Consider the following 23,971-nt stretch of genomic DNA (forward strand, 5'->3'; position numbering starts at 1 on the left):
AGCGATGAACGGCCGCGAAACACTGCGTGGTGACGCAGCAATGGCGATCATCGAGCGCGAGATCATGCACCACGGCGACGCGGTGATCGCGCACCTCGCGCCGTTCGAAGCGGCGGGCGCAATCGCGACCTGGCATGCCGCTATTCGTTCGGCCGAGGAGTTCATCAACATACCGCAGTTCGCGGTCCCGGATGCCTTGGAACACCAGCTGCTGTCGCTACCACTGGGCGACGCGCTGGCGGCTGACCCCAGTCCCGCGATTGCCGCGCGCGATCTACTCGAGCCTTTGCTCGGCGAGGCCGTAGCCCGCCGCTTCATGCTTTCCATGATCCAGCTAACCATCGCCTCGGTCGGCCTGCGCGAATCCGGTCATTCGATGGCGGGCGGCTTCGTGCTAGACTGCGTCGCGGCGGGGATCGATTTTCTCCAGTCGCGGCGGCGCCATATGGTCTCGCTGCTCTACGCTATGCCCAAGGCCTGCACTGGCACACAAGCCCTCGCGCCCGAGCTGGCCTGGCGTGTGATGCTGCCGCTCCTCGAATACTGCTGCGATGGCGTGACCGGATGGAGCTGGAAGAAAATCCAGCTGCTTTGCCTGCCCGATTTCGCGCTCGAACTGGATGGGGTCGGGGCAATGGCGAGCCAGGCCTTCAACCCGCTTGGCACGATGTTCCTCGAACCCGAGCGTGTCTCGATCATGGATATGATCGACCATCGCGGCGAGCAGATCGGCGCGGCGCGGCGCGAACCGCAGGATCTGCGTCTGGTCTTCTCGGCCGCGGAGCTGCGCAACAATGTCCGGCTGCTTGAAGCGGTCTTCGCGCAATTTGGGGTGGGCGACGCCGCTTATGGCGCGATCAAGCGGCTGTTGATCCTGTGCTCCCGTCACTGCCGCGACGACTATTATGTCGAGCTACCGCGGACGTTGTTTGACGCGGCGATCGTCTGCCAGGATGCGATCCCGGCGCCCGAGCTGGAGGCGCTGCTGATCAGTCCGTCGGGCAGCTATGCCGATTGTTCGAACGATTATGCACCGTTTCTCGCGCTTGGGGACCGACTGATCAGCAACGTCGTGCTGCTCTCGCGCTTCGCCAACATGTTCAAAAACATCCACCTCGGCAGTCGGCGAAGTTTCCTCACCAATGCCGGCTTCATCTTCGAGGATATGGTCAAGCGTGGCCTCGCCAATGCCGGGTTCACGGTCACCGACATCAAGCGGATTAACCGCAAGGAATTCGACGTCGTCGCCACACTCGGGCGGGTAATTCACAACTTCCAGTGCAAGAACAACTGGATCGATCTCGCCAGGGTCGAGCGCGATCCCGTGCTCTACGCGCGCTATAACCGGCGGCTGGTGCGCTACTACAAACGTGCGCTCGGGAAAGAGCGCCGTCGCGAGGGGCTGTTGACCGAAACGCTCGCGCGAGACAAAATTCGACATCATGTTGTCAGCCGCTTCGCGGTGATCACCGACGATCCGGGCATTATAAACTACAACCAGCTTGGAATGCGCGCGCAGGCGATCATCGCTGAGGCTGGGTAATTTCCGCGACGTTGCGACACGTTAGCCGGTTCGCTTTTCGGCGCCGAGCAAATTGCCCAGACGGGATCGAGGCGAGGTAAGGGACGAGGGCAGTGGCAAAAGATTCGGTCGAGGATCAAAACGATCAACGAGGGACCAGCGGCTCGCCCGCGATTTTCGACGCCTTGAACCACGCGTGGGATCACGGTGAGTCGATCAAGGGGGCATTCCCCTCGCTCACGCTGGACCTTCCGCAAATCCCGCGCATTGAACTGCCGGTCCTCGCCATGCCCGCCGCCGCTGAGCTGTCCGAAGCCATCCAGCGCTGGCAGACGGCGATCGCGCCCTTGATCAAGATCGGTGAAGAGTTTCGCCACCGCTACGCCGAGATCATGGCGCCCTTCGCCGGGTTGAGCGCGCCTTTGCGCCATCTTCAGGTCATTGATGCGCAATGCGGCCGCCTCGAAGCGCTCGGCTGGTTGCCACACGCCAATTCGCCGCTCGATCTCGTCGCCGACGACCCGGAAGATCCCGCTGCGGTCAATGCCGCGATCCACCAACATTATGCGATCCACTGGCCCGATATCGCGCGTGCGCTGTGCGCCGACATCGACGCCAGCGCATTGGATGACGAGGCAAAGGCAACCTTTGCCGAAGCGGTTGCCGCCCATGGCGCGGGCTTGCATCGTTGCGCGCCGCGCCTGCTGTTTCCCGAGATCGAGCGGGTGTCGCGTAAGGAAATTCATGGCGGCGCGCTCGACAAAATGGCGAGCCAGCAGCGGCTGATGGAAGCGATCGGCTGTCTGACCCCCGCCAAAATGTCATCGACCGGTGTCGTCGGCCTGCGCTTCTATAAGAAGCTCACCAAGCATCTCTACATGCATATGAAGGATGAAGCGGCCGTCGGGATCGCATCCGCGGATCCTGTGCCCAATCGGCATGCCTCACTGCATGGAATCGTTTCCTATTCTTCCCCGCAAAGCAGCATCAACGCGATCCTTGCAGCCGACTATCTCCTGCGCGCGATATCGACGATCAAGCAGCTCGCGGCCGAGGATGCGGCGGCCGCTCGTGGCCGCGCCGTCGCGTCAAGCTGAGGTGCAACCATGGATCTTGATCGATACGTGGACGCCGCGTGGCGCGAGATAGCCTGGTATGTCGAACGGCTCCGGGCCGAAGGCGCGGACGCGCTGTGGCGTTCGGGTGTCGTGCTCGGCGCCGCCGGGATCCACGCCATCCTCGAGGATCAGGGCACGGAGCTGCGCGACTTCATGGGCGCGCCACCTGCGAAAAGGGCACGAGCGCTGGCAAGGCATAAGGATCCGGTCGAACGGCACGGCTTCTTGATTGCAGCGGCCTATTTGGCACGCTGCGCCGCTGCCTGGCTCGACGTCGCATGTCGCTACGGCGTGTCCGCCGGTTATGGTCCGGAACCCCGCTTTCTGCTCGGCCAGGCTGCTGCTGCGGCCATCGAGCTTCGCGATGGTTTTCCGACGCTATGGCCGTTCGAGGATCATCCCGACCCCTTTGGACCTAGTGAAACCTAGAATGACGCTACGGCGGAAGCCGAAGCGCCGCTAAGATCCTTACCGGCGGTCCTTCGCGCTGAACTTTATCGCCACTGAAACCGGCTAGTGGCTTGGTCATTCTGACCCTGCGGCTTACTGCATGGTAATTTCAAGAGAAGCCTCCATGGTGCGATCCGCATTGGAGCGAGCAGCTATCGATTTTGAACGCCGTTACCGACATAGTTGACGATCTAGTGGGCCATCCGATGTTCTGTCTTCCCGGCGGAGCGCGGGAAGACACAAACTTGCCTGTTGTCCATCCCTCCCACGAAAGACGATCACCCTCGCCTGGGAACGCAAGCTGGAGCGCTATTCCGAGATCGTTTTGTGTTCCGACAGCCGGCTTACCGGTGGGGGCAACATCGATGTCTGCCAGAAAATCTTTCCGCTCCCGCGAGGCGATGCGGCTGTGGGCTTCTGCGGAAGCACGCTAATCGCTTATCCGATCATCAATCAGTTCATCTCTTATGTGAGCCACTACACGAAGAATCTCGATCGCGCCCTCGATGGCACGCAGCTCTCCCGGCGGCTCGCCGAGCTCGCCGACAAATTCCTCGAATCCTACATCGACCCCGTGGATCTGAGGACGGAGCTCATTGAAACATCGTTCATCATCGCGGTCTTTTCGTGGAAGCTGCAGCGGCCCATCATCAATAAGATCGTCTATGACGGCGGCCCGAAGAGATATGTCGCGGCTTCATCCAGCTTCCCGAAGACCAGGAGCCACAGCCTGCAGAAGAAGGCCGGCCAGTTCGCTTTCATCGGCGATATCGGCAATCACTATTTCGACACGCTTGGCACCCTGATCGATTACGACACGAGCACCCAGTTCGACATGGAGCCATTCTTGGCATTGGCCGCAATGCTCCGAAATCCTGCGTTCGTCGATCGCAGGGCCGTGTTAAAAGGACCTATCGGTGGAACGCCGCAGCTCTTCAAAATCTATCCCTATCTCAAGACGCTGGAGATCGCGGTTCGCTGGGCGAATGCGGCATTTGGTAACCTTTTCCTGAACGGTCGCGAGATCTTCGATTTCGAGAAGATCATGGTTCCGGAAATCGATGCGGAAACGCTCGAGACCTTCTTCCCCTTGGCGGAGCTCGATCCTGCGGGTTATTTTCGCGGGTCGGCGGATATGGCCACGGTGAGCGGGATCGCCGATGACGATGCTTGAACGGCAGCCGTCGTGATGGCCGCCCGGCTGTCGGGCGATGCGCCGGCGTTGGCCTCGGCAAGGTCGTGTCGTCCTGAAATGAGGTGACCATGACGACTAGGCACGGCACCGGCGCCATTCTGATTCACCCTCAAGCCGATCGCTTGGGCAATCTGCTCTGGCCGGGGTCATTGCCCGCGGAGCACAGCGCGGCATTGACGGCTGCGCTCGAGGCAATGCGGGCTCAGGGGTATTGGGCGAGCGCATTTCCGGAAGGCGATGGCGTCGCCTTCCAATGGCACGGTGGCACGCCGTATGCGGAGGACAGCGGCCTTGCGGCGCTCAGCGCGGCCTTCGACTTCCTCGACGTCGAAGTGCTCGATCCTTGCGAGACGGCGGGAAAGGCGCTCGCGCGGCTGGCCGCAAGCCGGCTCGTCGCATGTACCTATCTCGTCCCGGTAGAAGGCCTGCGCCTGGAAGCTTCCTTCAGGCTGGGTGACACGCGCTTCCACGCACCGGTCGACGGCGAATATATTCGCCTCGCCGATCATGCCTGGAGCGAATTGTGCGACGTGCCGGGGGCGGACGTAAATCCCGACTGGGCGCCGGATGATAAGGCGAGCGGCACGACCGAACTGCTCGGGCGGCCGCTGATCGAGCGTCGCATCACAATACCGATGTCGCTGATCTACGAGGCCGAGTCCGGCTTCGACGGGCAATCCGCGCTGCTTCGGCGTCTCATGGAGGATGCCGACCACGCTCTCGACCCGATCCGCTACGATCGCTGCAGCTATCGCCGGCTTGAATATCTGCCGGCCAAACCCGGCTGGGTTGGTGAATTCGCGCTTGCCTATCTGGTGCCGGACGAGCCCGCGCATGCGGCGCGACTGTTCGCGGGCAAGCCCTACGTCCTGCGGGTTCACAACAACTGGCTTGGCCTGGACGTCGATCGCAGCGAATTGTCATGGGCCGAGCCGCTCGCCGCGATGATCGTCGACAATGACGACACGGACGACATCACGCTCGCGCTCAGTAGCGCCCTTCGCGCCCTCAACCGCGCATTCTATCTCGTCGAGCTAGAAGCCTCCTTCCTCCACCTCGTCTATGCGATCGACGCGCTATGCGAACCCGACAGGCTGCGCGGCGATCGCCATCGTTTATGGATCAGCGCCTTCGCCTGTGGTGGCAAACCCGGCCATTTCGCCAAGATCCTAGACGACTTCGATCGCCACTATGCGGTGCGCAACAGCATCGTTCACCAGGGCGCGACCTTTGCGAGCCTCGGGCTCGGAGGGGAGGCGGAATGCCAATTCGTGCTCGACCTGCTCGGGTCGTGCATCCAGACCATCGCGATCTCGGGGCTCTCCACCCGACACGAAGCGGCTGATTTCGCCTTCGCGATCCTGACATCGCCGACCATCGCTCCGCTTGTGGCGGCGAAGGCCTCCAAGCATTTCACGCTGCCACTGACCGCCGACAGGGGGTTCACTGAGCATATGCGGAGCTAAATAGCTGACTTCACCCTTTGCGTAGTATTGTAGTCACGTTGGCCGCTTGTGGCGCAGTAGTAAGGCCCGTCGAGCTGCGGAATCCAGTCAAAGTCACAGCTGGCCGAGTGTAAATACAGATAATGCATCTTGCTACACCGGGGGTCACTACAGTTCTAACGTCCGCTATAGCTAGGGTCGTAGCTGGAACCCGCCAGTCTGCAGGCGGCCCCGCTACTGACGTTCCGAGACACCGGTCGAGCGAACGTTGAACATCGGCTTCTGACAAAAGCCGCCGTTCGACACGCCGCTGGCGAACGGCAGCAATGTCCCATTTTCCGCCGTCGCGGTCGGTTGAGTAGGCAGGATGAACGAATGTCGGAAGTTGGGAAGCGAGGAAGGCGGCCTGGCCGACCGATTATGGGTCCTCGCGGACAGGAGCGGGAAGGGCGACTAACGACCAAAAGTGGTCCTAGGCTCAATACAGACTATACGACAAAAGCTGCCATTCAAACGAGAGCTACGGTTAGGGTGCGGGAAAACCGGAATGGACGGTTCAAGTCAATTATCGCCGCCGTAAGAAATGGACCGGCCACTACCAGCCGTGCTTACAGTACTACAGTGGGCGCGAAGGAGAGTGCCAAAGACAAGACTGCCCCATCGACTAAATGTATCCGGCACGTCGTTTGCCCGGCAGCTGACGTTGCGATCAGGCCATCGGCCACTTCGAGAGTATTTATCTCCACGGGATCGATCTGCGAAGCCATCCCGACAGCCTTGGCGTGCGCTTCCTTGGCGAGCCAGCGCCGGATCAAAGCGACCCGGGATGCACCGAAGAGATCGCTCTGCTCACGGCGTGTGAAGACATCCGACGGCGGCGGCTCTGCATCGATTGGTTCGACATCCACGCCGATCGGGCCTGTTGCCAGCCCGATAAGACAGTGCGGCCATTGCCCTGCCACGCTGACGTACCAGCCTCCGGGTGCTTCCACGCGCAAGGCTCCGGTTTGACACCGCCTTATGGTAATACGATCCGGATGCGTGCTGGCCACTTGAGCAAGCAGCGCTTTGGTCAATCGCCGCCTCAGGCTCCGCATTTCTGCCTGAGGTAAGACCGCAAAGTCGCTGAGATCGGCTGCCGACAGTGCGGCGCGCGCCGCTGCCCGCTCGGCGTCGATGGTATCCAGCCGAACATACCAGCAAACTGCCGAGCCGATCCCAATGCGCAGGCCCTCGAGATCACCCGTATGCCAGATCGGGGTGCTCATCCTGTCCGGGTGAGCGCAGCCGGCGATCCTTCCCACGATGTCCCCGGCGGCAGCGTCTCGCCCTTCATGACGACGGACAGATCGCCCAACTGCGCATCTTCGCCAATCTCGGCGTCGTAAAGGACGATCGCGTAGGAGCCGATCGTCGCCCGGTCGCCCACGGTCACGCCACTCACCTTCATCACCCGATCCTCGAACAGGTGCGTCTGCAGACCGGAGAAGTCGTTGAGCGCGACATCGTCGCCGATCCGTACTAGATCATGCTCGGTCACATCGGTCGTATCGAGGTAGCAGCGCCGCCCGATCCTGCAGCCGAGGAGTCTGAGATAGGCGGGCAGCCAGGGTGTTCCGCGCAGCGGCTCCAACAGGTTCGGCACGGCCAGATTCTCGTAGGTCGCTGTGATGAGTTCCGTCCGCCAGACGAAGGTACTCCATAGCGGCTGGGTGGTCGCCCGATAGCGCCCCATCACAAGCCATTTCAGCAGCACGACCGACAGGCCGCAGGCCAGCGCGAAGCCGACATAGAGGAATGGGAATGTGTAGAGGATCTTGTAGCCGCCGTAGCGCAGCTCATCGATCTCACCCACCGCCGAGAGGAGGAGGCTGAAAAAGGCGATGAACAAGGCCAGCGACAGCGTCACGCGGATCGCCTCGATCGAAAGGCGCGTCGCGATCAGACGCTTGCCGGGATTGAAGCGCGAGCCCTCGTCGAACAGTCCGATCGTCTGCCGCACCGGCAGCGAAATGGGCGGCGAGCCGAACCAGGTGCCGTCGGGCTTCTCGGCGCCGCCATCTTCGGGCGGCTTGGACAGCACGCCGATCAGCACGCCGTCGCCGATCGAGGCGCCGGTCGGCAGCAGGGCCGAATTGCCGATGAAAGACCGCCGCCCGATCTTCGTATGGGCCAGCACGATCGCGCCGGGCTCCACCCGCGCCGCGCCGAACAGCACGGCATCGGCGATGAAGCTCTCCGGGCCGATATCGACGAGGTCGGGAACGATCGCCGCCGCCGTCGAGATCTCGGCCCGCCGCCCGACCCGGACGCCAAGCGCGCGATACCAAGGGATCACGTAGAGCGTCGCATAGATCGGATGGAGGAGCCGTAGCGCGAGGTCGTTGATCTGCTGCACGAACCAGAAGCGGACGTAGAACCAGCTGTGGATCGAGTAGCGCCCGGGATGGACAGGGCCCAAAATAAGCCGCTTCGCGAGCACGGTCAGCACGCACATCAGGATTACATAGGTCATGGCCAGAAGCGGCGAGATCAGCAGATAGGTGTAATTGTCGCTGTTCCAGTCGATCTCGATCATCGAGATCAAGCCGGGCGCAATCGGCAGGATCGAGACGATCGGCAGGATCAGAGCCGCGATCGTCAGCGCGACGCCTATCAGCGCGCGCCTCACGGGACCGGCCGTGTCGTCGGCCCGCTGCGGTAGCCCTTCGGAGATGCGCCGCCCGGGCGATCCGCTCCAGCTCTCGCCTGCCGGAATATGTACGCCAGCCGGGAGTGCGGAGAGATCTTCCAGCGCCGCGCCCTCGCCAATCACCGCGTCCCGTCCGACCACAGCCATCGATCCGACGAAACCGCCGTTGCCGATCCTCGCCGTCCCCAGATGCAGCAGGCCCCGCTCGACCGAACTGGTCGCCAGCATCGCATAGTCGCTGATCACGGCGTCATCGCCGATCGTTACCAGATCAGCCGCGTCGATATTGCCCCGGCCGATGAAGGCGCGCTGGCCCACTCTGGCGCCGAGGAGCCGGTAGTAGGTCCGGATCATCGGCGTACCGGCCAGATAGGGCGTGGCGATCACCTCGGAGAAGCGCCGCACGAACCACCAGCGGAAATAGTAGGCGCCCCACAGCGGATAAACGCCGCGCCGGAAGCGCCCGATCACTACCCATTTGACGACGATCGAGGCCGCCATCGCCAGCGGCGGGATCAGGATGAAGCTCAGCCCGCTCAGCAGCAATGCGCTCACCCGGTTCATGTCGCCGGCCAGATGAATGTAGGCGACGTACGGGAAGAACCATTGCAGCCCGGCCACCGAATAGATCGGCAACAGCGCGATGGTCTGCGCGATCCAGCACAGCCAGCGCTTCCATGCCGCGATGCAATGAAAGGGTTGTCCGGCCACCTTGTCCGGTACGATCCGGTCAGCCAGCCGGGCGGCGAGCCCGCGGATCGTGGGCGCGGCATAAACGTCCTGAATCGAGACGCCCGCCAGCCCCGGGAAGCGGCGAATGGCGGAGACGAGCCGCGCCGCCTTCAGCGAATGACCGCCCAGATCCTCGAACAGATCGTCCAGCACCGAGACCTTCTGCGGCGCGAACGCCTCTGACCAGATGGCGTGGAGTCGCTCCTCCAGCGGCGTCGCGGGCGCGACCGTCTCGCGCTCCTCAGCCGGGGCGACGACGGGGCGCTGCAGGGCTTTGCGATCCACCTTGCCGGACGCCGGTAGTGTCGGTAGCGCCTCTAGCACCTGATAGGCCGCTGGCCGCATATAATTAGGCAGCCGGTCGCGCACCCGCGCGCGGACCGCATCCAGATCGATGGCAGTACCGGAGCGGGCGACCACGAAGGCCGCGAGAAATTCCGCGCCATCCTCATCCCTGAAAAGATGGACGACGGCCTGTGCGACAGACGGATCGTCGGCGATCACCGCCTCGATCTCGGCCAATTCGACCCGGAAACCGCGGATCTTCACCTGCGTGTCGATCCGGCCGATGAACTCGATGTCTCCCACCGCATCGAGGCGGACCAGATCGCCCGATCGATAGATCAGGGCAGGCGCACCGTCCGGCCCGTCGAACGGCGTCTTCACGAACTTCTCAGCGGTAAGGTCCGGCAGGTTGACGTAGCCAGCCCCGACCCCCGGCCCGCCAATGACCAGTTCGCCCTCGGCGCCGGCCGGCACCGGCCAGAGCTTTTCGTCCACGATCCAGGCAGTATAGCCCGGCAACGGCCGGCCGATCGTCACCCGGCGGCCGGGCTGCAGCTCGGTCCACGTGGCCGTCACCGTGGTCTCGGTGGGGCCGTAGGTGTTGAGCATGCGCAGCCCCGGGCGCGCCCAGCGATTGACCAGATCGGGCGGACAGGCCTCGCCACCCAGATTGAGCAGGCGCAGCGTCGGCATGTCGGTCTCGACCAGGGTCAGCAGCGACGGCACGACATGCCAGATCGTCACCCCCTCCGCCGCCAGCACGATCGCGATGTCCGGCCCGGCCTTGGCCAGCGCCTCGTTCGCCACGAGCAGTTCGGCGCCGACGAAGAAGGCGCTCCACATCGTCTCGACCGACATGTCGAACGCCAGGCTGAAACCGCCGAACACCTTGTCCTCAGGCTCCAGCGCCAGGATCGCGCATTCGGAACGGACGAGATGGCAGGCATTGCGATGCGTGATCGCCACGCCCTTGGGCCGCCCGGTCGTGCCGGACGTGTAGATGATATAGGCCAAATCATCCGGGACCGCACCGCTTTCCGTGCGGTCGATCGCCCTCGCCTCATGCGCGGCGAGATCGCCCAGTGCAGCATCGACCACCAGGGTACGTCCCGGCATGTCGGCCGCCCGCTCGCTCTCGGTGACAATCAGGACCGCACCGCTGTCCTCCGCGATGAAATCGATGCGGTCCTGCGGATAGGTCCAGTCGACCGGGACATAGCAAGCGCCGGCCCAAAGCGTACCAAGGATAGCCATATACTGATCGAGGCTGCGCGATAGGCAGAGTACGACCCGATCGCCCCGCTCCACACCCATCGCACGCAACTGCCGGGCGAAGCGCACCGATCGCTCACGCAACTCCCAATAGGTCAGCGTCGTCTTGCGGTTGTTCTCCGGATCGTTGCCGATCAAGCGAACGGCACAGCGAGCGAGGTGCGCGCGGCACGTGGCGTCGAATATTTCATGCAGAAGTTCGTCCCGCGCATAGGGCTCATCTTCGCGCAAGGCCGGTGCAGGCGTGATCGATGCGTACACAGTCGGCAGTGCCTCTTCCGGCGGCGGCACGGCCAGGTCGGGGCGATTTTCCAGCATCGTCTCTCCATCATCCGCTGGGACAATCACCCTTCGCGTGGAAGGTTCAATTCGATCGATCGCGCGGACTCACGCTTACTTTTTGTTAATCATGCGTTTGTATTTCCCAGCTGGCATGCTGGACGCTGTGCGTCTTTTCAAGATGCGCCGCGATGGAGTCCAGATCCGTGTCGATCGCCGCCGTGCTGATCAGCTTCGCACGAATTTCAGCATGTCCATTTGATCGTTCTTGGATTTCCGTATCGGCGACCGGATATCGCATCAGTTCGAGATGATCGACGAGCAGGTCCCGCACTTCTGGGGCCATGGCAGGGTCTGCGGTCACCACGACCGAATAGGTCGCTTCCAGGCCGGAGCCGGCCAGCGGGATGCGGTTGATCGCGTTCACGATCGGGCGAAGCAGCGTGTTGCCCGCGATTACGAAAATTGTGAGCGTCGTCGCCTCCGCCGCCATGTCCGTCCCCGCGCACGCTCCCACAGCGGCAGAGCACCAGAGCGTCGCGGCCGTATTCAGACCGCGGACGTTCATGCCCTTCTTCATGATGACGCCGGCGCCGAGGAAGCCGATACCCGAAACGATGTAGGAGATAACTCGGATCGCCTCGACGTCGCCGGCGAGCTTCTGGGCCAGATCCGCGAACGCTGATGCGCCGAGCGCCACTAGGGCGTTGGTCCGCAGCCCCGCGGTCCGCTGCCGATACTGCCGCTCTGCCCCGATCATCGCTCCAAGCAGGAGGGCGACGGCATAACTGACGAGCGTGTCGAGATAGGAATCGAGGTGAAAGGTTTGAGCGAAGTGCATGATCGATCCCCGTGCGGGAGCCTGGCATGACAGGCGATTCTCGGGGATGCCGATGACGGCGCGGAGACACCCGCGCCGTCGGCCGGTTTCCTAGAGCAGCGTGCCGGACAGAATGGCCAGCGCGATTGAGAAGTAGATGACGAGGCCGGTGACATCGACGAGCGTCGCGACAAAGGGGGCCGACGCGCTCGCGGGATCAAAGCCGATCCGCTGGAGCAAGAACGGCAGCATCGATCCGGCAAGCGAACCGAAGGTCACGATGCCCACCAAGCCCGTGGCGACGGTCGCGCCGATCAGGCCCCAGTGGGGCCCGTAGTCGTAGAAGCCAAGCCCCTGCCACAGCGCGATCCGCGCCAATCCCACCGCACCAAGGATGCCGCCCAGCACCAGACCGGCGGGGATCTCACGCAGGGCTACGCGCCACCAGTCCTTCAGCCGAACCTGGCCGAGCGCCAGCGCGCGGATGATGAGAGACGTCGCCTGGCTGCCGCTGTTGCCGCCCGAGCTCATGATCAGCGGGATGAAGAGCGTCAGCACGACCGCGCGCTCCAGCTCGGTCTCGAAATGCTGCATGGCGCTCGCGGTCAGCATCTCGGACAGGAAGAGCACGCTGAGCCAGCCTGCGCGCTTGCGGATCATGGCGAGGAAACCCGTCTGCAGATAGGGGCCGTCCAGCGCCTCGACGCCGCCGAATTTCTGCGCATCCTCCGTATGCTCAGCGACGAGCGCATCCAGCACGTCATCGACGGTCACGATGCCGAGCGGGCGATCGTCTGCATCCACCACGGGCAGCGCCAGCAGATCGTGCCGACGGATGAGATCGCCGATGATCTCGCGATCCGTGTCCGGTGCCACCGTGATGGGATCGCGATCACGGGCGAGGGCGATCGCCGGCGACGCCGGGTCGGCCGCGATCAGCCGCCGGAGCGAAATCGTTGCCGCCAGCCGCCCCGTCCCATCAATGAGGAAGATGGAATAGACCGTCTCGCGATTATGCTCGACGGTCCGGATGTGATTGAGGACGGCGCCGACCGTCGCGTCGGACGGAGCTGCGACATACTCCGTCGTCATCATGCCGCCGGCGCTGTCGGACGCCCAGGCGAGCAGGCTATCGAGCGAGCGACGGACTTCGGGCGACAGCGCGGCGAGGATGGGCGCGGCGGTCGCCTCATCCATCGCCGCGAGGACGTCGGCAGCCCGATCCTCGGCCATCTGCGAGACGAGGCGGACCGCCCGCGCCGGCGGGAGCAGGGCCAGCACGTCGGACGCAGCCACGAATTCAGGCCGGTCGAGAACGCCGACGGCGCGGACGTCGGGCATGTGGAGCAGCTTTGCCGCGGCCTCGGCAGGCGGCAGCGACTGGAGCATCTCCACAAAGTCGGCGAGATAGAGTCCGCGCTTTGCGGGCCGGAAGCCGGCGGCCACGCCGGCGATCAGGTCGTTCACCATTTAACACCTCTCGTCCGCACGACCCCGGCGGACGACAGCCAGCGCGAACTAGCGGACGACCTCGGGGCGAGCGGCCCTACTGGAACTGTCGCTGGACATGTTCTCGCTTCCTGGAACGACGCGGGAATCCGCGCCGGGGCGCGCTTTGGCCCAAGGGGTGCGAGTGGTCAACCGCTGTGAGATTTTGGCGTGTCGGCTCCCGATAAGTCAGGATCGGCGCCTAACAACTCCGGATCACGTCCTCACCGTCGGTCGAGCGATCGCATCGCCAGCGTGACCGTTAGTCCGTGAAGAAAGACGGAAGCTAGCATGACCAATTTCAGCAACGCCCACAGGCGGCGTTGCTCCTGTTTGCGTGATATGACCGTTGCGCGATAAGTCGACCGATGACGACGGTTAGGAAAAGCTGACATTGATCAGAATATTGATCGTTTCATTGATGTGTATGCTGTGCGCCTGTGGCTCTGAACACGATGCGCCGGCCTCGAATGCATCGCAGCAACCCAAGGTGCAGTCGGCGGTGTCGTCTGCCGCCGACTCTTCCGTCATTGAAGGAAGTTGGCGCATCTTGTCTTTTGATGGCGAACCGCCCGTGGCCGGTCACGGCGGTGGCGGCAAAACGCCAACAATTACCTTCACCCAAACCCTCTATGGCGCCTCGGCTGGCTGTAATGAGCTGGGGGGCATCGGGCTTCTCAGCCGCGCGCGATATTACACGATGCCCGGTCCGCAGACGCTGATCGGCTGCATGCCGCCGTTGCAGAAACAGGAGATGATCCTCGACGCCGTTATGCGCGCAGCGCCGGACGTAATCGCCACCGAAAGGGGACGATTGACCTTTTCCGGTGGAGGACATCGTCTGGAAATCGTGCGGCAGGTGGAAATATCGCGTGCGCCATTCGATGGGCCACCTCCGTCGCTGTCCGGCGCGCGGTTTTTGATTATGTCGGTCGATGGCACATACCTGACGCCACGCAACCAGAGGGACAGGCGTCCGCTAGCGTTCGACGCGACCCGATGGCAAAGCCGGCCTGTCTGTAACGTTATCTCTGGCGGCTGGCGCCAAAGCGGCTCGACAATCAACGCGGCGGTCGAAGATCGCCGACCTTCTCGCTGCGATGGCGTGGGCGCAGCCATCGATACTGCGGTAACGGTTTTGTTCGCGGCCGAGCCTCGCTTTGCGCTCGGGCCAAACGGGGAAATTTTGATAGCAGGTGGTGGACACTGGCTGGTCGCGGAACGAGATCCACTCAAGCAGGTGCCGCGCACAGGTCGCCGATGATCAGCCTTTTTCAGCGTGCCGGATAAATCGTAGTCACGATCCCGTAATCGCTTAAGCAGTCTTTTCAGGGTCTACTCGACAGAGTTGCGGCAGCCCGCCGGGACTAGTTCATCTTCTTCTGGGTTACCAGTCGGTTGAGCGTCAAGATTCGTCTTCCGTCATGAATACGAGGCAGCGATCCAGTGCGGCCGATAGGGTTGATGCTGAGGGCGGCTCTTTTGATTCCACGCTCGAAAGTTGCCCGTCGGCTATGTCCCACATGCCGTCAATCCAACGAGCCTTGATCGGCGACACCGCTGCCGTCATTGCGTTGGGGCAGGCGCGAAATCAGAGGAGGTCAGAAGCGCACCGGAGCTCAAATTCAGCTCGAAGGAAAGTAAGCGGCGGCAATGCACGCCGCGCACGGACAAAGCCACCGTACGCGCGAGCGCTGCCCATCTTGGGCTTGTAAAACAAAAGCTTGGGGTGAGGACCTCAAAACTGCCGGAACGTATTCTTTGTCATTCAGGCGCAAAAATCAACTCCAATCTGAGGGGCATAACCCGCTCCATTCTGTTTCAAGACAGACATAACGAGCGAGGAGACCGGGTTGTGGCTCTACTTTTCATGAAGCGGTGAGCGCTGCTCATGAGTCAAACGACCTCTAGGGGATGCGCGCGTGAAAGATGCTTGCCGTTCCGCCTGGCTTACCGTCGCTGGCGACGACTGCGATCTCGCCGGTTCCGGGTCGGATTGCGAGGCTGGTGAGATTGAGGTTACGGCCTTGATCGCGGCGGGGCAGCACGATCTGGCCGATTGGCAGCCCTGTCGGCGCAAAGATCAGGATGCGGCCTTGGCCGTAGAGGCAGACATAAACGCGCCCTTGCGCGTCGACCCGCATCGAGTCCGGCGCTGGACCGGTGAAGTGGTACGCAGTGACAGCCTGGAAGGGCGCTGGTGTCGTGGCGTCCTTGAGCCCGATACGATAGAGGCGGCCCAGCGCGAACTCGCCGACCCAGAGGTTTTTGCCGTCGGGACTGAGGGCGATGCCGTTGGCAACAGCGAGGTGCCGCAGGACCGGCACGGGCGCGGCACGGGGCGCGACATACCAGACGCCGCCGCTTGCCTCTCCCACGGTTCCGCGAGCGTCGGTGAGATAGAAGCCACCATGGGCGTCGAACACAAGGTCGTTGGCAGCAATGCCGGCCCGCTCGGGCACGATTGTCGTCCGGTGCGTTCCATCGGTCGCCATTGCGATGACGGAACCACCGCCACTCGCGGTCGCGGCGGCGACGTAAAGGCGGCCATCAGGCCCGATGGCCATGCCACCGGGCATCAGCCCGGCAAGGCGGGTCACTGTGCTGATTTGCCCCGCAGGATCGAGTCGAAGCACCCGGCCGCCCTGCACGTCAGAGAAAAGGAGAGTACCGTCGCGCAGATAGACCGGCCCTTCCAGGTCAAGCGCCGCGCCCGGTACGACGATCGGGCGATCCGCGACAATTGTCGGCAGCGCTTGCTCGGCAGGCGGAATCGGCATCGCGCTGGAAGCGAAAGAGGTAGGCTGGGTTTCCGCAAGTGCCGGGTGAGCGACGCCTAGCGCCAGGGTCACAAGCATGTTCCGAACTGTACCGGCCATTACGCGATCCCCGGCAGCTTCTCGAGATGCTTGTCGAGCGTAACCGGATACTCGCGGACGCGAACTCCCGTGGCGTTGTAGACGGCATTGGCGATTGCTGGAGCAACGCCCGAGAGGCCCAGCTCGCCGACGCCCTTGGCCTTGACCGGCGACATGGTCGCGTCGACCTCGTCGATGAAGTGGACGTCGAGATGGGGCACGTCGGCGTGGACCGGCACTTCATAGCCTGCGAGATCGTGGTTGACGAAAAAGCCGAAGCGAGTGTCGACCGCCATCTCCTCCATCAGTGCGGCACCGATCCCCATCGTCATGCCACCGATTACTTGGCTGCGCGCGGTGGTGGGGTTGAGGATGCGTCCTGCTGCGCACACCGCGAGCATCCGCCGCACCCTGACCGCGCCGGTATAGGCGTCGACCGCTACCTCCGCGAAGTGCGCGCCGACCGTCTGCTGCGCGAAGCGTTGCTTCAGGTTGCCATATTCCATGCTGTCCTCGACGACGATCTCGCCGTCACGCGCGGCCTCGGCGAGCGGGACGGACCGCCCTCCCGAGTGGACGCGACTATCAGCGAAGGTGACCTCGGTCGAATCGAAGCCCAGCCGCTGCGTCACCCGGTCGCGGAGCATGGCGCAGGCGGCATAGACGCCGGCGGTGACGGAGGCGGCACCCTGCTGACCGCCCGACCCAGGCGTCTCCGGGAAGGTCGAATCACCGAGACGTGCTACGACCCGGTCGAGCGGCACGCCCATCATCTCGGCCGCGGTCTGCGCGACGATAGTGTAGCTGCCGGTGCCGATATCAGTCATATCGGTCTCGACCGTGATCGTTCCGTCGCGCCCGAGCAGCACGCGTGCGCCGGCCTTGGAGATGGGCGCGCCGCGGATGGCGCTCGCCATGCCCATGCCGATCAGCCAGCGGCCGTCGCGACGGCTCGCCGGCCGGGTCGGACGCCGCGCCCATCCGAAGCGCTCGGCACCGGTCCGCAGGCATTCGACGAACGGCCGCGTCGAGAAGCGTCGTGCCGGTTTTTCTGGATCGACCTGGGTATCGTTGACGATGCGCAGCTCCACGGGATCCATGCCCAGCTTCTCGGCAAGTTCGTCCATGGCGATCTCAAGCGCCATCATACCGGGCGCCTCGCCGGGCGCGCGCATGGCATTGCCTTCCGCGAGGTCAAGCGTCGCGAGATAGCGCCGAAGCAGGCGGTTCTCGCCGCGATAGAGCAGCCTGGTGGGCAGGGTGGTAGGCTCGGTCCGGCCACCCTGGAGATTCCCGGACCAGCTATCGTGCCCGATGGCGAGCAGACGCCCATCGCGACCGGCGCCGAGCCGGATACGCTGGATGGTCTTGGGCCGATGGATGGTGTTGTTGAACATCAGCGGACGCTGCAGCGCAAGTTTCACGGGACGCCCGGCTACGCGTGCCGCGAGCGCGGCCAGGGCAAGGTCGCTCTGGGTTGTTCCTTTGCCGCCGAACCCGCCGCCGATAAAGGACGAGATCAGGCGAATGTTTTCCTTGGGCGTGCCCGTTATGAGGCCGAGGTCTCGCACGCCCCAGTTGATCTGCTGGATCGATGTCCAGCAGGTGAGCTTGTCGCCGTCCCACCGCGCGATCGTGGCATGCGGCTCCATCATAGCGTGCGCCTGATCGGGCACGGTATACGTTTCGTCGACCGTGACCGGCGCTGCGGCGAAGGCGGGCTCGAACCGGCCGACGGATGTGATGGCAGGACCGGACGGCTCGTCCGGTGCGATCGGGGTCTGCGGCTTCTGTCCAGCGAGGTCGAACCGACCCTGCTCACGGCAATAATCTACAAGGATCAGCGCAGCAGCGGCCCGTGCCTGCTCGAACGTATCGGCGACGACCACAGCGACTGCCTGATGATAATGATCGACCCGGGGACCGGCGAGAACGCGCTGGACGTAGAACTTGCCGATCCCGATCGGCCCCACATTCTCATGCGTCACGACTGCGCGGACGCCGGGGGCGGCGAGGGCCGTTGCTATGTCGATACGGTCGATTTGTCCTCGCGCAATCGCCGCTCCGAGGATGTATCCATAAGCGACGTTCTCGGCGACCTCGTGATGCTCAGCTGCATAGCGAGCCGTACCCGTGACCTTGAGCGGCCCCTCCACACGCGGATGGGCTCGGCCGATAACCGTCTGCCGGTCAATCGGCGTCGAACCGACAGGAGTATCGAACCTCATGCCGTCATGTGGTCGTTCAACGCGGCGAGGAACGCATCGTGCGTCATGGGCCGGGAGAACATAGGGAAGTTCTTCGAGACCGCCGCCTCCTGTTCTGCGGCGCTGAGCGTCGCGGTGCAGTCGGTCAGCGTGACCACACCGTAGCCGCGCTCATAGGCCGATCGCATGGTGGACTCGACACAGCAGTTGGTCAGGAAGCCGGCGATCGCGAGGTCGGTGATGCCGCGCTGCCGAAGGATGAAGTCGATGTTGGTGCTGGCGAAGCAGTCTAGGCCGCGCTTGCCCTCGACGATGATGTCGCCGTCCTCGGGGGCCATCTCGGCAGCGATCTCGGCGCCCCAGCTGCCTTTCCGGAAGGCCTGCGCCTGCACAATCCCGGCGAGGATGCCATACGGCTCCGTGGGGATTTCGGGATAACCGTCGGCAAACGTGATGGGGGCGTGCATGACCGCCACGCCGCGACGCCTGGCTTCGGCCGCGAGCGCCCGGCTATGTGCGAGCATGTTGGTGTCCGCCATCACCGCCGACACGGCGTCGTGCTGCGCGCCGCCTTCGCTGACGAAGTCGTTCTGATACTCGATGAGCAGCAAAGCCGTCTTGGCGGGGGTCATCATGGTCTCCGTCATTGCTGTGTCCCGCACCGGCCAAATGCCGGGCGGCATGGTCAGGCGATCGCGGGCAGCCGCTCGAGGTGTTTGTCGAGCGTCAGCGGATAGTCGCGTACGCGAACTCCAGTGGCATTGTAGACCGCGTTCGCGACGGCCGCTCCGACGCCGCACAGCCCTAGCTCGCCGATGCCCTTGGCTTTCATGGGATTGGCCTTGTCGTCCGCCTCATCAAGAAAGACGACCTCCTGATGGGGAATGTCCGCATGGACCGGGACTTCGTAGCCGGCCAGGTCGTGGTTCACGAAGAACCCGAACCTCTTGTCGACTGCGAGTTCCTCCATCAGCGCCCCGCCGACGCCCATGGTCATGGCGCCGATGACCTGGCTGCGCGCCGCCTTGGGATTGAGAATGCGGCCGGCCGCACAGACCGCCAGCATACGACGCACACGCGTCACACCTGTATAAGCATCGACGCCGACTTCGACGAAATGCGCGCCGAACGTCGAGATCTGATAGGTCTTCGCTAACGTGCCGGGTTCGACCTTGTCCATCGCGACGATCTCGCCGCCCCGCGCCGCCTCAGCAATGTCGGCCGTTCGATTTCCGCTACGGACCTTACCGCCTTCGAAGACGACGTCGGCCGAGTTGAAGCCGAGACGCTGGGCGATGGTCTGGCGCAGGGAGACGCAGGCGGCATAGACGCCCGAGGTCGAACTCGCCGCGCCGAACTGACCGCCGGAGCCGGACGATACCGGAAACCGGGAGTCGCCAAGCTTCACGCGGACGCGGTCGAGTGGCACACCCATCATCTCGGCGGCCGTCTGGCCAATGATGGTATAGCTGCCTGTGCCGATATCGGTCATGTCAGTTTCAACCGTCACGATGCCGTCGGAACCGAGCCGCACGCGCGCACCCGAGGAGAGAACGCTGCTGTTGCGAAAGGCCGCGGCAACGCCCATGCCGACCAGCCACTTGCCGTCGCGGACCTGACCCGGCGTGGCGTTGCGCCGGGACCAGCCGAAGCGGTCGGCGCCCTCATTGAGGCAGCGGACGAGTTGGCGCTGCGAAAAGCGCCGCTCGGGCTTTTCGGGGTCCACCTGCGTGTCGTTCTTCACGCGAAAGGCGACAGGATCGAGCCCGAGCTTTTCGGCCATCTCATCCATCGCAACTTCGAGCGCCATCAGGCCCGGTGCCTCGCCAGGCGCGCGCATCGCATTGCCTTCGGGGAGATCCAGGACTGCGAGGCGCATCGACGTCAGGCGATTTGCGCCGGCGTAAAGCAGTTTCGTCTGGCTGACGGCGGTCTCGGGACCGCCGCCCGGCTGATCGCCCGAACCGCTTTCATGCGCGATCGCGGTGATGGTGCCGTCGCTCGCCGCACCGATGCGAATCCGCTGCCGTGTCGCTGGACGATGGGTGGTGTTGTTGGCCATGAATGGCCGGGTGAGCGCCAGCTTGACGGGGCGGTTGGCCGCTTTCGCCCCAAGCGCCGCCATCACAGCATCCGTGCGCAGGAACAGCTTGCCGCCGAAACCGCCGCCCACATAGGGCGACAACAGGCGGATCTTCTCCTTCGGCATGTCGAGCGTCGTAGCGAGATCCGTTCGACTCCAGTCGATCATCTGGTTGGAGGTCCACACCGTCAGCTCGTCGCCGTTCCAGGCCGCGATCGAGGCGAACGGCTCCATCATCGCATGGCTGTGATCGGGGGTCGTATATTCCGCGTCGAGCTTGACCGGTGCTGCAGCGAAGGCCTGCTCGAACATGCCGACCCGGTCGACCGCCGGGGCGCCGCTGCCTTCATCAGTCGAACCGCTAGTCAATGGCGCGGTCTTGAGCGCTTCGTCGAGATCGAAGCGGCCGTTGCCGCGGGCATAGTCGATCCGCACAAGGCCGGCGGCCGCACGCGCCTGCTCGAACGTCTCCGCCACCACGATGGCGAGCGCCTGGTGATAATGATCGACGGCGGGTCCGCCGAGGAGTTTGGCCGTATTGTACTTGCCCTTGCCCATCTTCGCGACGCCCAGCCGGCCGAGGTCGGCGGCGGTGACGACGGCAAGAACGCCGGGGGCGGCTTTGGCGTCCGCGGTGTCGATCGAATTGATCCGGCCCTTGCCGATCGCGGAACCGACAACGTAGCCGTAGGCGGGGTTCTCGACCTCGCGGTGATGCTCATAGGCGTAGGGCGCGAGACCCGTGGTCTTGAGCGGCCCTTCGATGCGGTCAGTCGCCTTTCCGACGACTGTCATGCGGTCGATCGGGTTGGCGCCGGCGGGGGTGTCGAGCTTCATCGGATCAGGCTTTCGCTTCGGCAAGGATGGATGCGAGCGCGCGAGTGGCGAGCGGCAGCTTGAAGGCGTTGTCTTTGGTCGGCGTGGCGCCCTGGAAGGCGCGCGCGGTCACCGCGACTGCGCCCTGCGGGAGCAGCGCATCGGCTGCCTCGACGCGCCAAGGACGCGGCGCGACACCGCCAAACGCCACCCGTCCGGTGCCATCCGGCTGGACCACGGCCGCAACTGAGACCAACGCAAAGGCATAGGATGCGCGGTCGCGCACTTTTTCGTAGAAGTGCTTGCCGCCGAGAGGTCTTGGCAATGTGACCGCGGTGATGAGTTCGCCCGGGCGCAGCACGGTGTCCTGCTCGGGATGATCGCCCCAGAGCCGGTGAAAGTCCGCGATCGGGATCGCGCGATGCTGCCCGTTCGCGTCCACCGTTTCGATTACTGCGTCGAGCACGCGCATCGCCACCGGCATGTCGCCGGGGAAGGTCGCAATGCAGGCGCTGCTGACGCCGATCAGCCCAAGCTGGCGGGAGTAGCCACCGATGGCGGCGCAGCCGGACCCTGGCTTGCGCTTGTTGCAAGCCATGTTGGTGTCGTAAAAATACGAGCAGCGGGTCCGCTGAAGCAGATTGCCGGCGGTAGACGCCTTGTTGCGGAGCTGGCCGCTCGCGCCCGCGACAATTGCGCGGGTGAGGACGCCATAGTCGCGGCGGACGCGTTCATCTGCCGCCAGATTGGTGTTGGTGACCAAGGCTCCGATGCGAAGGCCGCCGTCACGGGTCTTCTCGATCCTGTCGAGCCCGAGATCCTGTACATCGACGAGATGGGTGGGCGTTTCCACCTCGATCTTCATGAGATCTAGGAGGTTAGTGCCGCCAGCGATGAACTTGGCGCCCGGGCGCTCGGCGACAGCTTGGGCCGCGGCGCGGGCATCCTTGGCCCGCTCGTACGTGAACGCCTTCATGCCTGTCCTCCCGCCACTTCGGCCATGGCATCGGCGATGTTCGAATAAGCGCCGCAGCGGCAGATGTTGCCGCTCATCCGCTCGCGCATTTCGGCGTTCGTCGGTCTCGGTCTGATAGTCAGGTCAGATTGGGCGTGGCTTGGAACGCCGCGCTTGATCTCGTCGAGCACTGCTATGGCGGAACAGATTTGTCCTGGCGTGCAATAGCCGCATTGATAGCCGTCATGTTTGATGAAGGCCGCCTGCATCGGATGGAGCTTCTCAGGCGTGCCCAGCCCCTCGATCGTGGTGATCTCGTCGCCGTCGTGCATGACCGCCAGACTGAGGCAGGAGTTGATCCGAACGCCATCGACCATAACGGTGCAGGCCCCGCACTGGCCGTGATCGCAACCCTTCTTCGTGCCGGTCAACTGCAGGTGCTCGCGGAGCGCATCGAGCAACGTGGTGCGCGGATCAAGCGACAGGTCGCGCTGCTGCCCATTGACCTTTAACCGGACAGGCGAGCTCTGTGCCGGTTCGGCCCGAACGGGGGCAGAAGACGCGGCCGAGATCGGTGTTGCCGCGATGACAGCAGACGCAGCGCCGGCAGTCAGGACGCCGCGTCGCGACATCTCAATTTCTGACCTATCCGACATGACGCGTTCTTCCTCACTGGTCGATATTTTCACAGATATCTCACGAATTTATGGCGACGACGTCCGGAAGTATAACGCTTCGGCATCGCGATCGATCATAGCATTACGTTCATCGCTGCCATGAGTGTGTCTCATCGCACTGGATCGGCCGCCGGGGCTGGATCGGTCGGCAATCGGTCGAGGCTTCGAAGGCTTGCACCACCTGCGCCATGATCGAGATTGCTAAGGTATGAGGGTCGCGGCTCGCCGCGATCAAACCAACCGGACCGGTTACGCACTCGACAACGTCCCGCTTGACGTGCGCGTCCAACAGGCGGCGTCGGCGTTCCTCGTGGGTCTTCCTGCTGCCCATCGCACCAATGAAGAAGGGTTGCTGCTGTAGCGCCTGGATCAGTAGAGCGGTTTCCCAGTCGTGATCGTGAAAGAGCGTCACCACTGCAGTCCAGGGGTCGGCTGTCAGGCTCTCCGATGGTCCCAGGGTCCGAAGGAGTTCGACATCGACGCCCTGTTGCCGCGCATCTTCAAGGAGCGACGTTTGGGGCGTCAGAAGCAGCGTTTGCGCGCCATAGGCTCGAGCGATCGCGATCAGGGCCATGGGCTCGGCCCCATGTCCCAGCACGACGAGGCGCAGATCGGGGTCGTGGCGCGCGAGGAAGGCGGGACCGAGCCACCTGGTACAATCTTCTTCGGCCGCCTCGCGGACGGTGAGCGAGCCGGTTGACGAAAGGACTATGGCGACGGAACGACGCATCTCAAGGCGCCCGATCGCCCGGTCGATCTGTCGCTGATCGGGATCAGGTGTGAAAAGCAGGTCGATCCCGCCGCCGCAGGGAAGACGGATGTCGATATAGCGTGAGCCGGCACCGAAGCGAACGAGCCGGGCCTGTCCCGCTGCCAGCGCATTGAGCGCCTCCGCAATGACCGCAGCCTCGACGCAACCACCCGAAAAGGAACCGATCGCGGAGCCGCTCTCGCTCACCGCCATATGCTGGCCGGGCGCGCGTGCCGCGCCGCCGATCACGCCGGTCAGCGTCACCAGTACAGCGCGCTCTCCCCGCCCTGCACAGTCGCGAATGAACCGCAGGAGAGGAAGCGCCT

General features: G+C 63.8%; 17 protein-coding genes. 6 read left to right on the forward strand and 11 right to left on the reverse strand.

Annotated features, from left to right (window positions below; all coding sequences use genetic code 11):
* Window positions 1-4 precede the first annotated feature (4 nt).
* The 5 genes from HL653_RS11880 (at window position 5) to HL653_RS11900 (ending at window position 5,751) form a co-directional block, all read left to right on the forward strand.
* Window positions 5-1,543, forward strand: coding sequence for a hypothetical protein (locus HL653_RS11880; protein WP_171744698.1), 1,539 nt, complete (start codon window positions 5-7; stop codon window positions 1,541-1,543).
* A gap of 92 nt (window positions 1,544-1,635) precedes the next feature.
* A complete protein-coding gene (locus HL653_RS11885) occupies window positions 1,636-2,619 on the forward strand; it encodes a hypothetical protein (protein ID WP_171744699.1) in 984 nt (327 codons plus the stop codon).
* Window positions 2,620-2,628: 9 nt separating this feature from the next.
* Window positions 2,629-3,069, forward strand: coding sequence for a hypothetical protein (locus tag HL653_RS11890; RefSeq protein ID WP_171744700.1), 441 nt, complete (start codon window positions 2,629-2,631; stop codon window positions 3,067-3,069).
* Between the two features lie 346 nt (window positions 3,070-3,415).
* Window positions 3,416-4,264 carry a hypothetical protein gene (locus HL653_RS11895; RefSeq protein ID WP_171744701.1) on the forward strand — a complete coding sequence of 283 codons (849 nt, stop codon included), beginning with the start codon at window positions 3,416-3,418 and terminating at the stop codon, window positions 4,262-4,264.
* A gap of 83 nt (window positions 4,265-4,347) precedes the next feature.
* Complete coding sequence (locus tag HL653_RS11900) at window positions 4,348-5,751, forward strand: hypothetical protein (protein WP_171744702.1); 1,404 nt, start codon at window positions 4,348-4,350, stop codon at window positions 5,749-5,751.
* Window positions 5,752-6,338: 587 nt separating this feature from the next.
* On the opposite strand, the gene HL653_RS11905 is transcribed toward HL653_RS11900, so the two are convergent.
* The 4 genes from HL653_RS11905 to mgtE all read right to left on the reverse strand — a co-directional run bounded on the left by HL653_RS11905 (window position 6,339) and on the right by mgtE (window position 13,280).
* The gene (locus tag HL653_RS11905; protein ID WP_171744703.1) at window positions 6,339-6,998 is read right to left on the reverse strand and encodes a 4'-phosphopantetheinyl transferase superfamily protein; all 660 of its coding nucleotides are present in this window, start codon (window positions 6,996-6,998) and stop codon (window positions 6,339-6,341) included.
* Window positions 6,995-11,029, reverse strand: a complete 4,035-nt coding sequence (locus tag HL653_RS11910; RefSeq protein WP_171744704.1) for a Pls/PosA family non-ribosomal peptide synthetase — start codon at window positions 11,027-11,029, stop codon at window positions 6,995-6,997. The genes HL653_RS11905 and HL653_RS11910 overlap by 4 nt, the downstream gene beginning before the upstream one ends.
* Window positions 11,030-11,114: 85 nt before the next feature.
* On the reverse strand, window positions 11,115-11,831 hold the full coding sequence (locus tag HL653_RS11915) for an MgtC/SapB family protein (protein ID WP_171744705.1): 717 nt from the start codon (window positions 11,829-11,831) through the stop codon (window positions 11,115-11,117).
* Window positions 11,832-11,921: 90 nt separating this feature from the next.
* Window positions 11,922-13,280: a magnesium transporter gene (mgtE, locus tag HL653_RS11920; protein WP_171744706.1), complete on the reverse strand. Its 1,359-nt coding sequence runs from the start codon at window positions 13,278-13,280 to the stop codon at window positions 11,922-11,924.
* A 424-nt stretch (window positions 13,281-13,704) separates the two neighbouring features.
* Here mgtE and HL653_RS11925 point away from each other — a divergent pair, with 424 nt between their 5' ends.
* Entirely contained in the window at window positions 13,705-14,562 is an 858-nt protein-coding gene (locus HL653_RS11925; RefSeq protein ID WP_171744707.1) for an META domain-containing protein, read from the forward strand.
* Window positions 14,563-15,205: 643 nt separating this feature from the next.
* On the opposite strand, the gene HL653_RS11930 is transcribed toward HL653_RS11925, so the two are convergent.
* The 7 genes from HL653_RS11930 to HL653_RS11960 form a co-directional block, all read right to left on the reverse strand.
* Complete coding sequence (locus HL653_RS11930) at window positions 15,206-16,177, reverse strand: SMP-30/gluconolactonase/LRE family protein (protein WP_216599988.1); 972 nt, start codon at window positions 16,175-16,177, stop codon at window positions 15,206-15,208.
* Window positions 16,177-18,384 carry an aldehyde oxidoreductase molybdenum-binding subunit PaoC gene (gene paoC / locus HL653_RS11935; RefSeq protein ID WP_171744708.1) on the reverse strand — a complete coding sequence of 736 codons (2,208 nt, stop codon included), beginning with the start codon at window positions 18,382-18,384 and terminating at the stop codon, window positions 16,177-16,179. The genes HL653_RS11930 and paoC (HL653_RS11935) overlap by 1 nt, the downstream gene beginning before the upstream one ends.
* The gene (locus tag HL653_RS11940; protein WP_171746929.1) at window positions 18,381-18,995 is read right to left on the reverse strand and encodes a cysteine hydrolase family protein; all 615 of its coding nucleotides are present in this window, start codon (window positions 18,993-18,995) and stop codon (window positions 18,381-18,383) included. Before HL653_RS11940 ends, paoC (HL653_RS11935) begins: the two co-directional genes overlap by 4 nt.
* Before the next feature lie 53 nt (window positions 18,996-19,048).
* Window positions 19,049-21,283 (reverse strand): aldehyde oxidoreductase molybdenum-binding subunit PaoC, encoded by a 2,235-nt coding sequence (gene paoC, locus HL653_RS11945; protein ID WP_171744709.1) that lies wholly within the window; start codon window positions 21,281-21,283, stop codon window positions 19,049-19,051.
* A 4-nt stretch (window positions 21,284-21,287) separates the two neighbouring features.
* A complete protein-coding gene (locus HL653_RS11950) occupies window positions 21,288-22,238 on the reverse strand; it encodes a xanthine dehydrogenase family protein subunit M (RefSeq protein ID WP_171744710.1) in 951 nt (316 codons plus the stop codon).
* Complete coding sequence (gene paoA / locus HL653_RS11955; protein WP_171746930.1) at window positions 22,235-22,873, reverse strand: aldehyde dehydrogenase iron-sulfur subunit PaoA; 639 nt, start codon at window positions 22,871-22,873, stop codon at window positions 22,235-22,237. Before paoA ends, HL653_RS11950 begins: the two co-directional genes overlap by 4 nt.
* 109 nt (window positions 22,874-22,982) lie before the next feature.
* Window positions 22,983-23,909: an XdhC family protein gene (locus tag HL653_RS11960; protein ID WP_171744711.1), complete on the reverse strand. Its 927-nt coding sequence runs from the start codon at window positions 23,907-23,909 to the stop codon at window positions 22,983-22,985.
* Between the last annotated feature and the right edge of the window lie 62 nt (window positions 23,910-23,971).

It is taken from the genome of Sphingomonas sp. AP4-R1, assembly GCF_013113735.1.
Taxonomy (GTDB): domain Bacteria; phylum Pseudomonadota; class Alphaproteobacteria; order Sphingomonadales; family Sphingomonadaceae; genus Sphingomonas_I.